This is a genomic window from Nocardioides hankookensis (genome assembly GCF_042658885.1).
Lineage (GTDB): Bacteria > Actinomycetota > Actinomycetes > Propionibacteriales > Nocardioidaceae > Nocardioides > Nocardioides hankookensis.
This window is the reverse complement of record NZ_JBHSRJ010000004.1, coordinates 414,522-431,517: the sequence shown is the minus strand read 5'-3', so window position 1 is coordinate 431,517 and position 16,996 is coordinate 414,522. Positions and strand designations below refer to the sequence as shown.

The window sequence follows — 16,996 nt, the reverse complement described above, 5'->3', positions numbered from 1 at the left end:
CAACGGGCGAGCACCTGGACGGTCAGGCTCCGCCACCGCCGAACATGGCGCGTGCCGCCTCGACGATCTCCTCCACGGAGACCAGCACCGTGGCGGACGCCGGCCCGAGCGGGACGTAGGAGTCGGCGCTCGCGACCCGGGCGATGCGGCCGTCGTACCCGCGCTCGACCAGCGCGCTGACGATGCCCTCGCCGACACCGCCGGAGCGACGTGTCTCGTCGACGACGAGCACCCGGCTGAAGCCGGAGGCGTACGCCGCGAGCTCGTCCACCGGGAGCGGTGCGAGCCAGCGGAGGTCGAGGACCGTCGCGCGGACGCCGTTGCCCTCGAGCGAGCGGCAGGCGCGCAGCGACATCGGCACGCCGTTGCCGAAGGTGACGACGAGCAGGTCGGTGCCGTCGCCGTGCGCGCGCGGTCCGCGCGGCGTCCCGGGGCCGACGTGCTCGGCGGTCCACGCGCCGTCGCCCGGCTCGTGGAGGTCGCGTGAGTGGTAGAGCGCGATCGGCTCGACGACCACGCACACGCGGCCCTCGAGCTCGGCGAGCTCGGCGCACTCGCGCAGCAGCAGGCGCGCGTCGGCCGGGTGGCTCGGCACGCAGAGCACGAGCCCGGGGATGTCGCGCAGCACGGCGAGCGAGTTGTCGTTGTGGAAGTGGCCGCCGAAGCCCTTCTGGTAGCTCAGGCCGGGGATCCGCACGACCATCGGGTTGCGGTACTGCCCGTCGGAGAAGAACGCGAGCGACGCCGCCTCGCCGCGCAGCTGGTCCTCCGCGTTGTGGAGGTAGGCGAGGTACTGGATCTCCGGGATCGGCAGCAGCCCGGTCAGCGCGGCGCCGAGCGCGGTGCCGAGGATGGTCTGCTCGTCGAGCAGGGTGTCGATGACCCGGCGGCCGCCGTACGCCTTGCGCAGACCGCGGGTCACGCCGTACACGCCGCCCTTCACGCCGACGTCCTCCCCGAGCACGACCGCGTGCGGCCGCTCCTCGAGGAGCTCCGCGAGGGTCGCGTTGATCGCCTGCGCCAGGGTCAGGCGGTCCGCGGTCGGCGGGCTCGTCGGCTGCCGCGGCGGCGCCGGTCGGGTGTCCGGCCGGTGGAGAGGACGCACGACCTCGCCGCGCGACTCGAGCCGGCGCTCGCCGATGACCGACTTCGCCTCGCCCATCACCGCGGCACGCGTGCGCTCGTATCGCTCGAGGACGTCGTCGGGGGTGCAGGTCCCGGTCTCGACGAGGTACGCCGCGGTCGCGAGCAGCGGGTCGCGCTCGTGGTCGCGGGCGATCTCGGCACCCGTGCGGTAGCCGAGCTCGACGTCCGACCCGGCGTGCCCGAGGAAGCGCACGGTCCGCAGGTGCAGCAGCACCGGCCGGCGGGTGTGCCGGGCGTGGTCGACCGCGGCGCCGACGTCCGCGAGCAGGCGGTCCGGCCGCGGCGAGGGCGCCTCGACGTACTGCACCCCCGGCAGCCGCCGCAGCGACTCCTCCAGCCAGCCGGCCGGGGTGCGGGTGCTGATGCCGAGGCCGTTGTCCTCGACGACGACCAGCAGGGGCAGGTCGAGCCCGCGATGCGTCAGGTACGCCGCGGCGTTGAGGGCGCCCTGGGCCGTCGAGTGGTTGACCGAGGCGTCGCCGAGGCTCGTCACGACGAGTGCGTCAGCCGGCCACCGGCGCGCGGGCGCCAGGTCGGCGAGGTTGCCGAGCGCGTAGGCCAGCCCCACCGCCCGGGGCAGGTGCGAGGCGATGGTCGAGGTCTGCGGGAGGACGTGCAGCGCCGGGTGCCCGAAGACCTTGTGGCGGCCACCGGAGATCGGGTCGGCGACCGCGGCGCTCAGGCCGAGCAGCACGTCGCGGACCGGCGTCGTCGCCGCGTCCGGACGCTCGGCGGCGTTGCGCGCGGCGCGGGCGGCGTAGAAGCCGCCGGACCGGTAGTGCAGGAGCGCCGGGTCGTCGACGCGGGTGAGCAGGCCGAGGGCCGCGTTGGCCTCGTGGCCCGCCGAGCCGATCGTGTAGAAGCCCTCGCCCTGCGCCTGGAGCCAGCGGGCGGCGAGGTCGAGGTGACGGCTCTGGAGCTGCGCGTCGAAGAGCGCCAGCACCCGGTCCGCGTCGGCCGACGCACCCGCTTCCTCGACACCCGCACGCAGGGCGCGCACCCGCTCGACGAAGTGCTCGTCGATCGCTTCCACCACGGGCCCGCTCCCTCTGCTCCTCGTCCCTTGCTCAACTCTTGCACCTCGGCATCCGCGGCGTTGCCTGACACCCTGGTGTCATCTTCGGTCACAATGGTCGGCATGCGTGACGACCTGGTGCAGCTGAGCCGCACCATCGACCCGACCGTGCTGGGCGACCGGCTCCGCGCGGCGCGCCAGCGCGCGGGGATCACCCAGGCGCGGGTCGCCGGGGACACGATGTCGGTCGGGTACGTCTCCCGGATCGAGACCGGCCAGCGTCGCCCCGACCCCGACATGCTCCAGCGGATGGTCGAGCGGCTCGGTGTCGACGTCGAGGAGATCCTGGTCGGGGTCTCCCCCGACCGGGTCACCGCGCTGCGGGTCCGGCTCGACCACGCCCACCTGGCGTTCCGGACCGGTGCGGCCGGCGACGCGCTGGCCGCGGTGAGCGACCTGCTGGCCGATCCGGCGCTCGCCGACCTCGACGACCTGCGGCGCGACGCGTCGTACCTGCGCGCCCGCTCCCTCGACGCGACGGGCGACATGCAGGCGGCGATCCTGCTGCTCGAGGACCTCGCCGAGGCGGGGCCACACGACCTCGCCTGGATCGCCGGGGTCACGAGCCTGTGCCGCTGCTACCGCGAGTCCGGCGAGCTCGGCCGGGCGATCGACGTGGGCAACGAGGCGTCCCGGCGGATCGAGGAGCTCGGGCTCGACGGGCTGGACGAGTCGATCCGGTTGACCCTGTCCCTGGCCGCGGCGTACTACGAGCGGGGAGACGTCGACTACGCCGCACGGCTGTGCCGACGCGGCGTCGACCGGGCCGAGGCGCTGGAGGCGCCGATGGCGCGTGCGATGGCCTACTGGAACACCTCAGTGATCGAGGCGATGCGGGGCAACACCGACGTCGCCCTGCCGATGACGAGGCGCGCTCTCGCCATCCTCGAGGCGGGCGACGACGCGAAGAACCTGGCGCGGTTGCGCTGCCAGCTCGGCGTCCACCTGCTGCGGATGGACCCGCCCCGGGCCGAGGAGGCGCTCGAGGTGCTCACCCAGGCGGCCGAGGAGCTCACGACGACCGGCGCCGGTCCGTCCGACTACGCCATCAACCGGTTGAGCCTGGCGCGGGCGCGCTTCCTGCTCGGCGACCCCGACGTGGCTCGCCAGGAGGCCGCCCAGACCGCCGCCGATGCCGGCACCGGCCTGCCGCTGGTGGCCGCCGAGGCGCTCACCCTGCTCGGCCAGGTCGCGATCGGTCAGGGCGAGCCGGGTGCGGCACGCGACCACTTCCAGGAGGCGGTCCTGCTGCTCAGCGGGATCGGGGCGGACCGCGCGGCCGCCGAGCTCTGGTACGAGCTGGGCGGCCTCCTCGAGAGCGTCGACGACCCCGCGGGTGCCCTCGACGCCTACCGCCGGTCGGCGGCCGCGGCCGGCCTGGTCGCGGCGACCTCGAGCCGATCCGCGAAGCTGTGACCTTCTTCTGTCATATCGGGGCAATCCGTGTGACAGGATGACGCCAGGTCCGTGCAGGGAAGGCGCCGCTGGGCACACGGTCGGCACCGTTCTCGGGGGTGCACGGACGGACCGGGGAGGCATCGACCCCGCCGACCTCGGGGGTCTCGGGAGGTCCGGGCGGGGTCGATGCCGGCCCGCTGCGGAGCATTAGCGCCAGCCGAGAGCCGGCGCCACGTGGCGGATGACGCTGTCGAGGACGTGCGCGTTGTAGTCCACGCCCAGCTGGTTGGGCACCGTGAGCAGCAGCGTGTCGGCGGCCGCGATCGCCTCGTCCTCGGCAAGGTCCTTCACCAGCTGGTCCGGCTCGCCGGCGTACGACTTGCCGAAGCGGGCGATGCCACCGTCGATGTGGCCGACCTGGTCCTGGCTGCGGGACTCGCCGCCGAAGTAGGCACGGTCGAGGTCGCTCACGATCGGGAAGATGCTGCGGCTCACCGAGACCCGCGGCTCGCGCTCGTGCCCGGCGGCCTTCCAGGCGTCGCGGAACATCTGGATCTGCTCGGCCTGGAGCTGGTGGAAGGGCACGCCGGTGTCCTCGGTGAGCAGGGTGCTGCTCATCAGGTTCATGCCCTGCTCGGCGGTCCACTCGGCGGTGGCGCGCGACCCGGCGCCCCACCAGATCCGGTCGCGCAGGCCGGGCGAGTGCGGCTCGAGCCGGAGCAGGCCCGGCGGGTTCGGGAACATCGGTCGCGGGTTGGGCTGCGCGAACCCCTTGCCCTCGATGACGTCGAGGAAGACCCGCGTGTGGTCGCGCGCCATCTCGGCGTGGTCGGAGCCCTCCCCCGGCTGGTAGCCGAAGTAGCGGAAGCCGTCGACGACCTGCTCCGGTGACCCCCGGCTGATGCCGAGCTGGAGCCTGCCGCCCGAGATCAGGTCGGCGGCACCCGCGTCCTCCGCCATGTAGAGCGGGTTCTCGTAGCGCATGTCGATGACGCCGGTGCCGATCTCGATCCGGCTGGTGCGGGCACCGACCGCGGCGAGCAGCGGGTACGGCGAGGCGAGCTGGCGCGCGAAGTGGTGCACCCGGAAGTAGGCGCCGTCGGCACCGACCTCCTCGGCGGCGACCGCGAGCTCGATGGACTGGAGCAGGGCGTCGGAGGCGGAGCGCACCTGGGACTGCGGCGACTCCGCCCAGTGACCGAAGGACAGGAACCCGATCTTCTTCATGGCCATCCCAACGAAAGTTGAACTCTCAATCTTCCCGGACGGATCGTCAGGGTGCGTTCCAGGTCTGGAGCACCGGGTGCTCGCGCTCGTACCCGAGCGTCGACAGGGTCGCGGTGTCCAGCTTGAACCACTGCCCGGCCTCGACCGGACGGCCGAGCCACCGGGCCGCGAGCGCGCGCAGGGCGTGCCCGTGCCCGAACACCAGCGTCCGCCCCTCCGTCGCGCGGACCCGCGCCACCACCCGGTCGAGACGCTCGCAGACCTGCTCGGCGGTCTCTCCGCCCGGCGTCGGGTGCGTCCAGATCGTCCAGCCGGGGTCGCGCTCGCGGATCTCCTCGGTGGTGACGCCCTCGTAGTCGCCGTACGCCCACTCGGCCAGGTCCTCGTCGACCACGGGATCCGGGAAGCCGGCGAGCTCCGCCGTACGCCGGGCGCGCACGCGGGGACTGGTCAGCACCTGGGCGAACTCGGTGCCGGCCAGCCGCTCGCGCAGCCCCCGGGCCACCTCCTCGCCCTCCGGCAGGAGCGGGAGGTCGGTGGTCGAGGTGTGCCGCCCCGCGGCGCTCCACTCGGTCTTGCCGTGCCGGACCGTCCAGAGCTCGTTCACGGGTCCATTCAAGCGGGTCGCCGGTCGCGACCACCCGATCGGGTGAGTTGACCCAAAACTCCTCCGGGCGTGACCTGGGTCACCTACCGTCGAGGGGCCGCGATCCGCGCGGCCAGTCCCCGGGAGCCCGCCTGATGCAGCCCTCCATCCTCCGCCGCGGCCTGGCCGTCAGCGCCGTCAGCGCCCTCGCCGTCACCGGCCTCACGATGGCGCCCGCCCACGCCGTCGGCCCCGACGTGGCCTTCATCAGCATCTACAACCCGACGCACCGCGTGTCCACGCGCCTCGACGCCGACACGAGCCACTCGATCACGCTGGTCGCCGCCGCGGACAACTCCGACTCACCCACCGTCTCCTTCGAGTACAACACCGACCCGGCGGCCGGACCCGCCACCGCCGGCTGGACGGGGATCGGCGTCTCTCCCACCTACGCCAACGGGATCGCCCGGGCCGAGTGGAGCCCGAGCAACCTCAACGGCAGGAGCATCTCGGTGCGCCTGGTCGCAGAGACCGTCGACGGCATCTCCTACGCGATCCGCAACAACGTTGCGGTCTCCGGTGACTCCTCCGCCGTCAACGCAGTCCACCTCGACTCCCTCACCGGCGGCTACTTCGTGCAGCCGTACGCCGACTCGTCGCGCACGAAGACGCTGAAGCCGGTCAGCGGGACCACCTCCGCCACGGGCGGATCGGTGGAGCTGTCCTGGTGGCGCGCCTCCGACGACACCTTCCAGGGCCAGACCGACGCCGCGGTCTCGCCGCTCGACCTCAAGTCGTCCGGCTTCCCGTCGACCGAGTCCGTCGCCGGTGGCGAGTTCAACGGCGCCCTGGACATCTCGGCGTACGGCGCGGACCCGGGCGACCTGTTGCTGGTCGGCGCCCGCCGCGACACGGACGACGTCTCGCCCCCGGTGACGCTCTACGCGCAGACCCTGACCGCCGCGTCCGCGACGATGGACTCGCCGACGTCGACCGGCACGCCGGTGGAGATCCGCGCGACCGACCAGAGCATGAACCCGATCGCGGGCGCCGAGGTGCGGCGTCAGTCGGACGGCAGTCTCGTCGGCTACACGGACGGCGAGGGCATCGCGATCGCCAAGCAGCCCAACAGCTCGAGCGAGACCTACTACGTCAACGCGACCGACAACAACGCCTACGAGGGCGGCACCGACCAGGCGACGAGCATGGTCACGACGGGCGCCTTCACCCCGACCGCGTCCGACACCGAGGTGCGGCTGGCCGACGGCGACGTCTTCGACGACGACGAGTACGCCGCGGGCGACGTCGCGCTCCAGGTCGTCGACCAGAACGGCGACCCCTTCACCGGGGTCGACCAGGTCAGCTACACGCTCTACCCGACCGGCACCACCCCGCCGGCGCCGACGACGGCGTCCACCGACGCCAACGGACGGCTGGTCGTCCCGTTCGCCCCCTCGGGTCCCGACGGCGAGTACACGCTGGAGTTCACGGGGCCGGCCAGCACGGCGTTCCCCGCTGAGCACTCGCAGACCTTCGTCGCCGGTCAGGCGGCGCTCAGCCTGAGCCCGGGCTCCGGTGTGGCGGCGTCCGGCGGGGAGATCACCTTCAAGGGCAGCCTGGCCGTCGACGGCTCGCCGCTACCGGGACGGGCGGTCGCGATCACGTACAAGCGTGGCGTCGAGCTGGTGCCGGGCAGCGGAGCGGACGCCGGCATGACCGGGGTCGGCGGCGCGCTGTCGGCGACGGTCACGACGGGAGCCAAGGGCACGTTCACCGTCACCGTCGACGACCCGGCCGAGGCCGGCAACCCCACGGAGACCGGCGGCAAGCTGTCCGCGGCGACGGCCAACAACGTCGCCTCGGGAGAGAGCACCGTCACCGGCAACGCGCAGGAGAGCACCTCCTCGACGGCCGAGTTCGGGTCCGGCAAGGGTGGCGTGAAGGTCACCCTCAAGGGCGCCAGCAAGGCCGGCGGCCCCGACAAGCTGGCCGTCGTCACCCCGAAGTCGGTGCAGGGCGAGCAGGTCACCGTCCTCCGCAAGGTCGGCAAGGGCAAGTGGACCGCCGTCGTCACCAAGCGGCTCGGCGCCGCAGGGCTCAAGCTCGCGCTCAAGGACCCCAACGGCGCGAAGGTCGTCCTCTACAAGGCGACGATCGTGACCAGCGACCGGGTGAAGAGCACCACCTCGAAGATCCTCAAGCTGAAGTGACCTCGGCGCGGGTCCGCCCGATGGCGGACGCCGAGCTGGCCGCCTGGGCCGAGGCGCGGGCGGCGGACGGCGTACCCCTGCCCGAGCCGTACGCCGAGGACCAGCACGAGGCGGTCACCGTCGAGGTCGACGGCGTCGACGTCGGCGGTGCGGTCCTCGCGTTCGGCGACGAGCCGGACGGGCGCCGCTGCTCGGTGCGCGTGCTCCAGACGACGCTGCCGCGCGACGACACCGAGGTCTGGACGGCGGTGGCGGGCGCGCTCGGCGAGCACGCCCGAGCGAGGGGTGCCACCTCGCTGACCACAGCGGTCGCCCCGGCGCTGACCGGGGCCTTCGGGCGCGCGGGCTTCCAGGCGACCATGATCGCCGGGGCCGGTCCGCTCGATCGCGACAACGCTCCCGATCTCCAGGTCGACCGGACGGTGGCGGTGCGCCCCATGGACCTCGAGGAGCGGCGTCGCTTCGCGGTCGAGGCACGTGAGGTGATGGTGTCGGGCATGGAGCTCGCGGGGGTGGTCGACCCCGCCAGTCGCCGGCTCGACGAGCTGGACGCCCGGTTGGCGCGACTGGCCGAGGACTCTGCCCCCGAGGGCGAGCTGTTGCTCACCGCGACCGTGGCCGACGAGCCCGTCGGAAGCGCCTGGGCGACCCTGGTCCCGCGCGTCGACGGGTTGGACTACTTCGGTCACACGATGTTCCTCTACGCGGAGCACCGCGGCCGCGGCCTCAGCAAGTCGTTCCTCGGGGCCCTGGTGCGCAACGCCGAGCACCTGGGCGTCACCGACATCCACGCCCGCGTCTACGGCCGCGACGAGTGGGCGCGGCAGCAGTTCCTCCGCACCACCGACGGCGTCGAGGACGTGCACGTGCGCAAGGACCTGTCCTGACCACTCCCCCAGGTGGCAGGCTGTCGCCATGAGCGACCCCGCCACCATCGTCGTCGGCTACGTCCCCACTCCCGAGGGCCTCGCCGCGGTCGAGTACGCCGTCACCCAGGCGCAGCGCGACGACGCCCGCCTGGTCGTCGTGAACTCCGGCGTCCGCGGCTACGACTCGGACCCTGCGTTCGCCAGCGCGGCCGACCTGGACGCGCTCGCCACGCGGCTGACGGACCTCGGCGTCGCGCACGAGATCCGCCAGGCCGCCCAGGCGATCTCCCCCGCGGAGGAGATCCTCCAGGCCGCGACCGACGTCGGCGCCGACCTGATCGTGATCGGGCTGCGCCGCCGCTCCCCCGTCGGCAAGCTCTTCCTCGGCAGCAGCTCGCAGCAGGTCATCCTCGACGCCGCCTGCCCGGTCGTCGCGGTCAAGCGACCCGACTGAGGGCGTCGGGCCGCCGACCACACCGCACCTGTCTCCCGCCGAGCTCGACCGCTGGTACGGCGGGTGGGAACCACTCGACCCGAGCACCATGCGGCCTTCATGGGGGGCTTCGACCGTCCGTGGTGGATCGTCGGCGATCGATGGACGCCGTGGGTGCTCGACGTCCCGTTCACGCCTGCGGCCGACGGCAGATGGACCAACAGGTGCAACCGAGCGCACACCGAGGATCTCGAGGACGTCACTGCCCGCCGGTGGCTGGCAGATGCGGTCGCTCGGATGGCCCCGGACCACACGTGGGTGAGCGGGTCGTGATCTCTACGACGTGTCGCGGTGTTCGAGGGCGTGGTGTCGGGGGCAGAGGAGTCGAGAGTGGTCGATGTCGGTCCGCCCGCCTCGGCTCCAGGGCGGGTCGTGGTGGGCGTGACACAGGCCCCGGCGGCCAGTCGCACCCCGGTGCGGTGCAGCCCTTGTCCCTCAGGGCGAGCGCGATGCGTTGGGCTTTGGTGTGGAACCTGCGGCTCCGACCGAGGTCGAGGACCTCGGATCTGCCGCCGAGCACGGCGGGCAGGATCCGGGCGGTGCAGGCCAGCCGGCGGGCTGTGCCAGGGCTGATCCGTTCGCCGGTGTCGAGGACGCCGGCTTGTTCGAGCTGTCCGATGAGCGACTCGTAGGAGATGGTGACGACGATGGCGGCGTCGGTGCCGCCGACCTGCGGGAGGTCCTTCGCGCGGACCCGCTCGATCAGCTCGGCGAACGCACGGCCCATCCGCTCCGGCCCAGGCCGGCGCTCCACACCCGCGCCCTCGGTCGCGGCCCGGTGCTTGGGTGCCGCCAGGGCCAGGAGGATCTTCCTCAGCTGCGCGCCGTGGAGGGTGGGGAGGGTGAACCGACCGTGGACCTTGCCGTGGCCGTCGTCGACCATGGTGAGCCGACACGCTTGCGCCGCCTCCTGCTCCTCGCGTTCGAGGATGCGGGCTTCGTGGGCGTCGGCGGCTGCGGGGTCGATGACGTCGAGGAGCCGGTCCCCGAGCCGCTTCAACCCACGGGCATCGTGATGGGCGGCTTCGCCGACCAGGTGAGCCACTGCCTGCGTCACGACGTCGGGGTCGAGATCCTCGGGCAGTGCGGTGATCGCGTCGATGATCACGTGCGCCTGGTCGGCCAACACGTCACCCGCAGCGAGGGCGGTGCGGACCTGGGGGTGGGTGTCGAGCTGGTACCCGAACCTCACCACCCGGTGCGCCGCCGGGCGGGTCTGCTTGGTCTCGTGCGCCAGCCAGTTCGCCGTACTGGTCGCACCGGCGGCGTCGCCGACCTCGATCTCGTCGGCGTGCATCGCGACCCGGGCCTTCAGCTCCGCGACCCGGGCCTCGAGCCTGGTGACCTCGACCAACGTCGACGCGGTCTCTGCGACGTCCATCGACCACGTCGATGCATCGGCCACGGCGTCGAGCTCGACGTGGGTGTGCGCGACCGCCACCGACACTCGGTGCCTGGGGGTCGCGATCGCTGTCATGAGAAGAATTCTCCCAGGCACCACCGACAGTGAGAGGCTCAGAACCCCCATATTCACAGGGGTCTGGGAACTTTTATCATCTATCTTCCGGGGTGGTTTCGAGGCTCGCTTCGCTCGCACCTCAACCACCGATGCCGGCCCGCAGGCCGGGAAGAGGCGATGACCCGAGCCCGCCGGACCCGCGTAATTGCTATGTCGGCGGCCGACCCGAGCGGACCCGCAATCCGCGGTCATGGTGATGACGGGGTGGTTTCGAGGCTCGCTCCGCTCGCACCTCAACCACCGGTCGCCGGGGCCGGAAGCCGGGAAGCGTCGATGACCCGAGCCCCGCCGTACCTGTGTAGAAAGCCTGGCGGCGCGCAACCACGACGGACCAGCAAGCCGCGCTCATAGTGACGGCGAGGTGGTTTCGAGGCTCGCTCCGCTCGCACCTCAACCACCGCTGGCGGCCGACCCGAGCTGGCCCGCGGTCAGTAGACGATCACCCCGCGCAGGTTGGTGCCGGCGTGCATGTCCTCGTAGCCCTGCGCGACCTCGTCGAGCTTGTAGGTGCGGGTGACCAGCTCGTCGAGCTTGAGGCTGCCCTCCTGGTAGAGCCGCAGCAGCTTGAGGATGTCGGTCTTCGGGTTGGAGGCGCCGAAGAGCGAGCCCTGGATGCGCTTCTGGAAGAGCGTGATGTCGGCGAGCGAGATCGGTGCCCCGATTGCCTGCACGTCGCCGAGCCCGGTGACGACGACGGTGCCGGCCTTGCGGATCGCGCCCATCGCCTGACCGAGGTGGTCGCCGGTGGTCACGCCGACGGTGACGATCGCCGAGTCGGCGCCCTGCCCGTTCGTCACCGACTGGGCGAGCTCCGTCGCCTCCTCCATCGTGGCGACGGCGTGGGTCGCGCCGAGCTCGAGCGCCTTCGTGCGCTTGAGCTCGACGGGGTCGACGCCGATCACCATCGAGGCGCCAGCGTGGGCCGCACCCTGCACGGCGTTGATCCCGATGCCGCCGACGCCCATCACGACGACGACGTCGCCGGGTCGTACGTCGGCGGAGTTGATCGCCGACCCCCACCCGGTGCCGACGCCGCAGCCGACGAGGCAGGCCTTGTCGAGGGGTACGTCGTCGGGCACCTTCACCGCGGAGTCGACCGCGACCGTGGTGACCTCGGCGAAGGTCGAGATGCCGCACATCTGGCCGACCGGCTGCCCGTCGTACGACAGGCGGAAGCTCGTCGGGTCGTCCCACCGCGAGCCCATCAGCAGCGTGGCGCCGAGGTCGCAGAGGTTCTGCATGCCACGCGAGCACCACGTGCACTGTCCGCAGGACGGCAGGAACGAGAAGACCACGTGGTCACCCTCCTGCCACCCCGGCGTGTGCGGACCGACGGCCCGGACGACGCCGGCGCCCTCGTGCCCGCCGCAGAAGGGGTAGATGCCGACGGGGATGTCGCCGGTGGCGATGTGGTCGTCGGAGTGGCACAGGCCGGAGGCGGTCATCTGCACCTGGATCTCACCCTGCCGCGGGTCCTCCACCTCGAGGTCGACGACCTCGTACGTGCCCGGTGCCTGCCTGATGATCGCGCCTCGTGTGTGCATGGTTCCTCCCGGAGATCGTGGTGACGGGCGTCACTCCTCGATCATGCGCGCGCACACGTTGGGATCAGGTTGCCGACCTGATGAGCACGCAGCGGGCTGCCTCGGCACTGCACCGGACGAGCCGCTCGCCGGCGGATCCGTCGTCGTGGACCACGACGGACACCAGGTGGTCGTCGTCCTCCCAGGTCCACGCCCCCACCTTCAGAGCCCATGTCGACGGCGGCCGGAGCACCGCGCGACCGCTGCCGTCGAGCTGCTGCACGTCCAGCGACGAGACGGCGGTGACCTCGCCACCGAGGCTGCCCGCGGGTGTCCAGGCCAGCCACCGCCCGTCGGGGCTGACCGCGAACGAGTCGAGACCGGGCAGCACGTCCTTGCCTGCGAGGCCACCGGTGTCCGTCACGTCGGCGAGGTACTGCGGACCGCCGTCGCCGTCGCTGACGACCAACCCGGCGGGAGTGTTGCCCAGGACCGTCGGGTCGGGCTCTCCCGTCGTCAGGTCGACGGTGCTGTTGTCGACGAGCGGCAGCCAGAGGACACTCGCTGCCGCACCCTGCGCGATCACCCGCCCGTCGTCGGTCACCGCAGTGACGTGGACAGGATCCCCGGTCACCGCCGGGTCGCCGAGGTCGACTCGCGCGGCGCCGAACCCCTCGCCACCGGCATCGGTGCTGAAGCCGGTCAGCATGCTCGTGGCGTCGTCGACGGCTGCGACGTACCGACCGTTCGGCGAGATGACCGGCACACCGTCCAGGTCCTGGATCTCGTACGGCGTCGCGTCACGGCCCCACCACCAGGTGTCGTCGGTGCGGTGGGCCAACCAGGCCGCGGTGCCGGACTGCACCGACCACCACTCGCCGGGCACCTGGGTGCCGCTGACGTACAGCTTCCCGTCCAGCACGTACGGCGTCGTCGGGGGCGTCGTCGGGATCGTCAGCCGCGGCGGCGCGGGCGACGGCTCGCGGCTGCCGCCGCCGACTGCCTCGATCGCGACCGCCGCGGCCACGACCAGCACGATGACGGCGGCGACCAGCAGCGCGTTGCGGAAGCCGTGCGACGGGCGCGGCTGCTCCCGCGGGAGCGCGGGCATGGGCGGGACCTGCAGCGTGGTCGCGACGTCGTGCAGCTCGCGGCCCAGGATCTCCTCGAGGTCGACGGACATGTCAGACCCCCCTTCCGTGGTCATCGGTGGCGGAGTCGAGCGCGGCGCGGAGCGCCTTCAACGCGTGGTGGGCGGAGGACTTCACGGTCCCGCGCGAGCACCCGAGGACGTCGGCGATCTCCTGCTCGGAGAGCTGTTCGTAGTAGCGGAGCACGACCACCGCACGTTGCCGTGGCGGCAACGACGTCACGTGCGGCCAGACCACCAACCTGTTCTCGGCCAGGTCCTCGGGTCCGCCGCCCGGCGGCGGCCCGACCGCCGGCGGCGCGTCGGTGAGCACCTCGAGCCGGCGCTTCTGCGGCCGCCGCTGCGAGAGGTAGGTGTTCGTCAGCGTCTTGCGCAGGTAGGCCATCGGCGAGTCGGCCAGCTCGACGCGCGACCACGCGCCGTACGCCTTGAGCAGCGTCTGCTGCGCCAGGTCCTCCGCGTCCGCGTGGTTGCCCGCGAGCAGGTAGGCGTAGCGGTAGAGCGACGGCCAGGCGCTGCCGGCGTACTCCTCGAACGTGGGCGCCTGCGCGCTGCTCGTGTGGATCATCATCCGAGACCAACCCCCTTCTGCCCATCCTGACTCCGCGAGTCGGCAGAAGGTTGTGTCAACGCTCCAACGTGTAGCCGAGGCCCGCACTGGTCACGAGGTGCACCGGGTGGGCGGGGTCGGCCTCGAGCTTGCGGCGCAGCTGCGCGGCGTACACGCGGAGGTAGTGCGTCTCGTGCTCGTACGCCGGGCCCCACACCTCGCGCAGCACCTGCTCGCGGGTGACGAGGCGGCCGACGTTGCGGGCGAGCAGCTCGAGGAAGGACCACTCCGTGGGAGTGAGTCGTACGTCGGTCCCGGCCCGCGCGACGCGCTTGCGGGCGAGGTCGATGACGAGGTCGCCGACCACCACCTCGGTCGTCTCGGGCGTCGTGTCCTGGCCGCGTCGTACGGCGGCGCGCAGCCGGGCGAGCAGCTCGTTCATCGCGAACGGCTTGGTGACGTAGTCGTCCGCGCCCAGGTCCAGCGCCTCGACCTTGTCCTCGCCGTGCTGGCGCGCGGAGAGCACGACGATCGGCACCGACGTCCAGCCGCGCAGCCCGGCGAGCACCTCGGTGCCGTCGATGTCCGGGAGCCCCAGGTCGAGCAGCACGACGTCCGGGTGCTCGGTCGCCGCGGCGTCGAGCGCGGACCGTCCGTCGGCGGCCGTGACGACCTCCCACCCGTGCGCGCGCAGGTTGATCGCCAGCGCCCGGGCCAGTGCGGGCTCGTCGTCGACGACCAGCACCTTGCTCACGACTCGGCCCTCGGCACGGAGATCACCATGGTCAGCCCGCCGCCGGGGGTGTCCTCGGCGTCGAGCGTGCCGCCGACCGCCTCGGTGAGGCCGCGCGCGACGGCGAGCCCGAGCCCGAGACCGCCGTCGGAGGTGTCGTCGAGCCGCTGGAAGGGCTCGAACATCCGGCTCCGCCGGTCCTCGGGTACGCCGGGGCCGCGGTCGACGACCAGCACGTCGACGGTGTCGGGCAGCGCGTGGACGAGCACCCTCACCGGCGTACCTCCTGAGACGCGGACGGCGTTGGCCACGAGGTTGGCGACGACCCGCTCGAGGAGGCCGGCGTCGGTGTGCACGAACGGCGCGGACTCGTCGAGCTCCAGCACGACGGCGCCGGGCGGCTGGCCCGCCACGGCCAACGGCAGCACCTCCTCGAGGCTGCGGTCGCGCAGCACCGGGTGCAGCAGCCCGGAGTCCAGCCGGGACAGGTCGAGCAGGTTGTCGATGAGCCGCTCCAGCTGCTCGGTCGAGGAGGCGACGGCGGCGACCAGCTCGGCGCGGTCCGCCGGGTCCACGGACGAGGAGACCAGCCCGTCGACCGACGCCCGTATCGTCGCGAGCGGCGTGCGCAGGTCGTGGGAGACGGCGCGCAGGACGGACGTGCTGGTCGCCTCGGCCCGCTCGAGGGCGGCCGCCCGCTCCTCGCGCTCGCGGAGCCGGCGGTACTCGAGCACCAGGCCCGTCTGCACCGCGAACCCGTCGAGCACCCGCTGGTCGGTCGCGCGCAGCGGCGAGCCGCAGAGCACGATCACGTGGTCGTCGTCGACCTGGACGCGGGTGTCTGCGGCCTCCGGCTCGCAGGGCGGCCTCTCACCGCTGCTCGCGATGACCGTCCAGCCCGCCGGGCCGCGTTCGAGCAGGGAGGCCGACTCCTGGCCGAACACCTCGCGGAGCCGCTCGACGATCGCCTCGGCGGTGTCGTGGCCGGTGAGCACCGACCGCGACAGTGCCCCCAGGGTGGCCGCCTCCGTCCGCGCGCGCACGGCGTCCGTCGCGCGCCGCGACGCCCGGTCGACGACGGTCGCGACACCGACGGCGACGGCGACGAACACCAGCAGGGCAAGGAGGTTCGCCGGCTCGGAGATCGTGAAGCCGTGCACGGGCGGGGTGAAGAACCAGTTCATCAGCAGGAACCCGACCAGCGCTGCCAGCAGTGCCGGCACCAGCCCGCCCACGAGGGCGACCAGCACCGTGACGGCCAGGAAGAGCAGCACGTCGAGCGGCAGCTGGTCGGGGTCGTCGGTCGCGCGCAGCACCAGCGTCAGCAGCACCGGCAGGACGACCGACAGCACGAGCCCGACGACCTGGCGACGTCGACTGAGCGGCGAGAGGTACCACCGCGACCGGGTGGTCCGCGCGACCTGGTCGTGCGTCACGAGGTGCACGTCGATGGCCCCGGCGAGGGAGGCGATCCGGTCCCCCGTCGTACCGGTGAAGAGGCGGCGCAGCCGACCGTGGCGCGAGACGCCGACGACGACCATCGTCGCGTTGGCGCCGGCGGCGAAGTCGACGACCGCGGCCGACACGTCCTCGCCCACGACGGAGTGGAACGTCCCGCCGAGCGACGCGACCAGCTGCTGGGCCCGCGCGATGCGCGACTCGTCGGGGTTGGCCAGGCCGTCGTTCGCGATCACGTGGACCGCGAGGAGCTCGGAGCCCGCCGCCCGCTGCGCGAGCCGGGCGCCGCGACGCAGCAACGTCTCGCTCTCGGCGCCGCCGGTGACCGCGACGACGATGCGCTCCTTCGCCGGCCACGGTGCGTCGATCCGGTGGGCGCGGCGGTAGTCGCCGAGCGCGTCGTCGACGCGGTCGGCCAGCCACAGCAGGGCGAGCTCGCGCAGCGCGGTCAGGTTGCCGACCCGGAAGTACGACGTGAGCGAGGCGTCGACCTGCTCGGGCCGGTAGATGTTGCCGTGCGCCATCCGGCGGCGCAGCGCGTCGGGCGACATGTCGACGAGCTGGATCTGGTCGGCGGTGCGCACCACCTCGTCCGGCACGGTCTCGCGCTGACGGACGCCGGTGATCCGCTCCACCTCGTCGTTGAGCGACTCGAGGTGCTGGATGTTGACGGTGGTGATCACGTCGATGCCGGCGGCGCGGAGCCGCTCGACGTCCTCGGCGCGCTTGCCGGTCCGGCTGCCGGGCACGTTGGTGTGCGCGAGCTCGTCGACGCAGACGACGGCCGGGCGGCGCGCGAGCACCGCGTCGGTGTCCATCTCGGTGAACGTCGTGCCGCGGTAGGACACCTCCGCCCGGGGCACCACCTCGAGCTCGTCGAGCATGCCTGCCGTGTGCTCGCGGCCGTGCGTCTCGACGTACCCGACCACGACGTCGGTGCCCCGCTCGCACCGCCGGCGCGCCTCGGAGAGCATGGCGTAGGTCTTCCCGACGCCGGGCGCGGCGCCGAGGTAGACCGTGAGCCGCCCCCGGCTGCCCAGGGACGGATCAGCCTCCATG

Annotated in this window: 13 protein-coding genes; 4 read left to right on the top strand and 9 right to left on the bottom strand. The window is 72.7% G+C overall.

Annotated features, from left to right (window positions below):
- Positions 1 to 22: 22 nt before the first annotated feature.
- A complete protein-coding gene (locus ACFPYL_RS08490; protein ID WP_379152895.1) occupies positions 23 to 2,182 on the bottom strand; it encodes a transketolase C-terminal domain-containing protein in 2,160 nt (719 codons plus the stop codon).
- A gap of 102 nt (positions 2,183 to 2,284) precedes the next feature.
- Between ACFPYL_RS08490 and ACFPYL_RS08485 the strand changes: the two genes are divergently transcribed.
- Positions 2,285 to 3,637, top strand: a complete 1,353-nt coding sequence (locus tag ACFPYL_RS08485) for a helix-turn-helix domain-containing protein (RefSeq protein ID WP_379152893.1) — start codon at positions 2,285 to 2,287, stop codon at positions 3,635 to 3,637.
- Positions 3,638 to 3,826: 189 nt separating this feature from the next.
- Here the strand turns inward: ACFPYL_RS08485 and ACFPYL_RS08480 are convergent, their stop codons facing one another.
- Positions 3,827 to 4,846, bottom strand: a complete 1,020-nt coding sequence (locus ACFPYL_RS08480) for an LLM class flavin-dependent oxidoreductase (protein ID WP_379152891.1) — start codon at positions 4,844 to 4,846, stop codon at positions 3,827 to 3,829.
- A 46-nt stretch (positions 4,847 to 4,892) separates the two neighbouring features.
- Positions 4,893 to 5,453, bottom strand: coding sequence for a histidine phosphatase family protein (locus ACFPYL_RS08475; protein WP_379152889.1), 561 nt, complete (start codon positions 5,451 to 5,453; stop codon positions 4,893 to 4,895).
- Positions 5,454 to 5,587: 134 nt separating this feature from the next.
- Between ACFPYL_RS08475 and ACFPYL_RS08470 the strand changes: the two genes are divergently transcribed.
- Genes ACFPYL_RS08470 through ACFPYL_RS08460 form a run of 3 tightly spaced genes read left to right on the top strand, consistent with a single transcriptional unit; the run spans position 5,588 to position 8,965 of the window.
- Entirely contained in the window at positions 5,588 to 7,642 is a 2,055-nt protein-coding gene (locus ACFPYL_RS08470; RefSeq protein ID WP_379152887.1) for a hypothetical protein, read from the top strand.
- Positions 7,643 to 7,662: 20 nt separating this feature from the next.
- Positions 7,663 to 8,529, top strand: a complete 867-nt coding sequence (locus ACFPYL_RS08465) for a GNAT family N-acetyltransferase (protein ID WP_379152885.1) — start codon at positions 7,663 to 7,665, stop codon at positions 8,527 to 8,529.
- Between the two features lie 28 nt (positions 8,530 to 8,557).
- Positions 8,558 to 8,965, top strand: a complete 408-nt coding sequence (locus ACFPYL_RS08460; protein ID WP_379152883.1) for a universal stress protein — start codon at positions 8,558 to 8,560, stop codon at positions 8,963 to 8,965.
- A gap of 238 nt (positions 8,966 to 9,203) precedes the next feature.
- On the opposite strand, the gene ACFPYL_RS08450 is transcribed toward ACFPYL_RS08460, so the two are convergent.
- The 6 genes from ACFPYL_RS08450 to ACFPYL_RS08425 form a co-directional block, all read right to left on the bottom strand.
- Positions 9,204 to 10,481 carry a DUF222 domain-containing protein gene (locus ACFPYL_RS08450; RefSeq protein WP_449289705.1) on the bottom strand — a complete coding sequence of 426 codons (1,278 nt, stop codon included), beginning with the start codon at positions 10,479 to 10,481 and terminating at the stop codon, positions 9,204 to 9,206.
- Positions 10,482 to 10,951: 470 nt separating this feature from the next.
- Complete coding sequence (locus tag ACFPYL_RS08445; RefSeq protein ID WP_379152881.1) at positions 10,952 to 12,067, bottom strand: NDMA-dependent alcohol dehydrogenase; 1,116 nt, start codon at positions 12,065 to 12,067, stop codon at positions 10,952 to 10,954.
- Between the two features lie 64 nt (positions 12,068 to 12,131).
- Positions 12,132 to 13,229 (bottom strand): hypothetical protein, encoded by a 1,098-nt coding sequence (locus ACFPYL_RS08440; RefSeq protein ID WP_379152879.1) that lies wholly within the window; start codon positions 13,227 to 13,229, stop codon positions 12,132 to 12,134.
- A gap of 1 nt (position 13,230) precedes the next feature.
- Positions 13,231 to 13,767, bottom strand: coding sequence for a SigE family RNA polymerase sigma factor (locus ACFPYL_RS08435; protein WP_379152877.1), 537 nt, complete (start codon positions 13,765 to 13,767; stop codon positions 13,231 to 13,233).
- A 55-nt stretch (positions 13,768 to 13,822) separates the two neighbouring features.
- Complete coding sequence (locus ACFPYL_RS08430; protein ID WP_379152875.1) at positions 13,823 to 14,500, bottom strand: response regulator; 678 nt, start codon at positions 14,498 to 14,500, stop codon at positions 13,823 to 13,825.
- Positions 14,497 to 16,995, bottom strand: a complete 2,499-nt coding sequence (locus ACFPYL_RS08425) for a sensor histidine kinase (RefSeq protein ID WP_379152873.1) — start codon at positions 16,993 to 16,995, stop codon at positions 14,497 to 14,499. The genes ACFPYL_RS08430 and ACFPYL_RS08425 overlap by 4 nt, the downstream gene beginning before the upstream one ends.
- Between the last annotated feature and the right edge of the window lies 1 nt (position 16,996).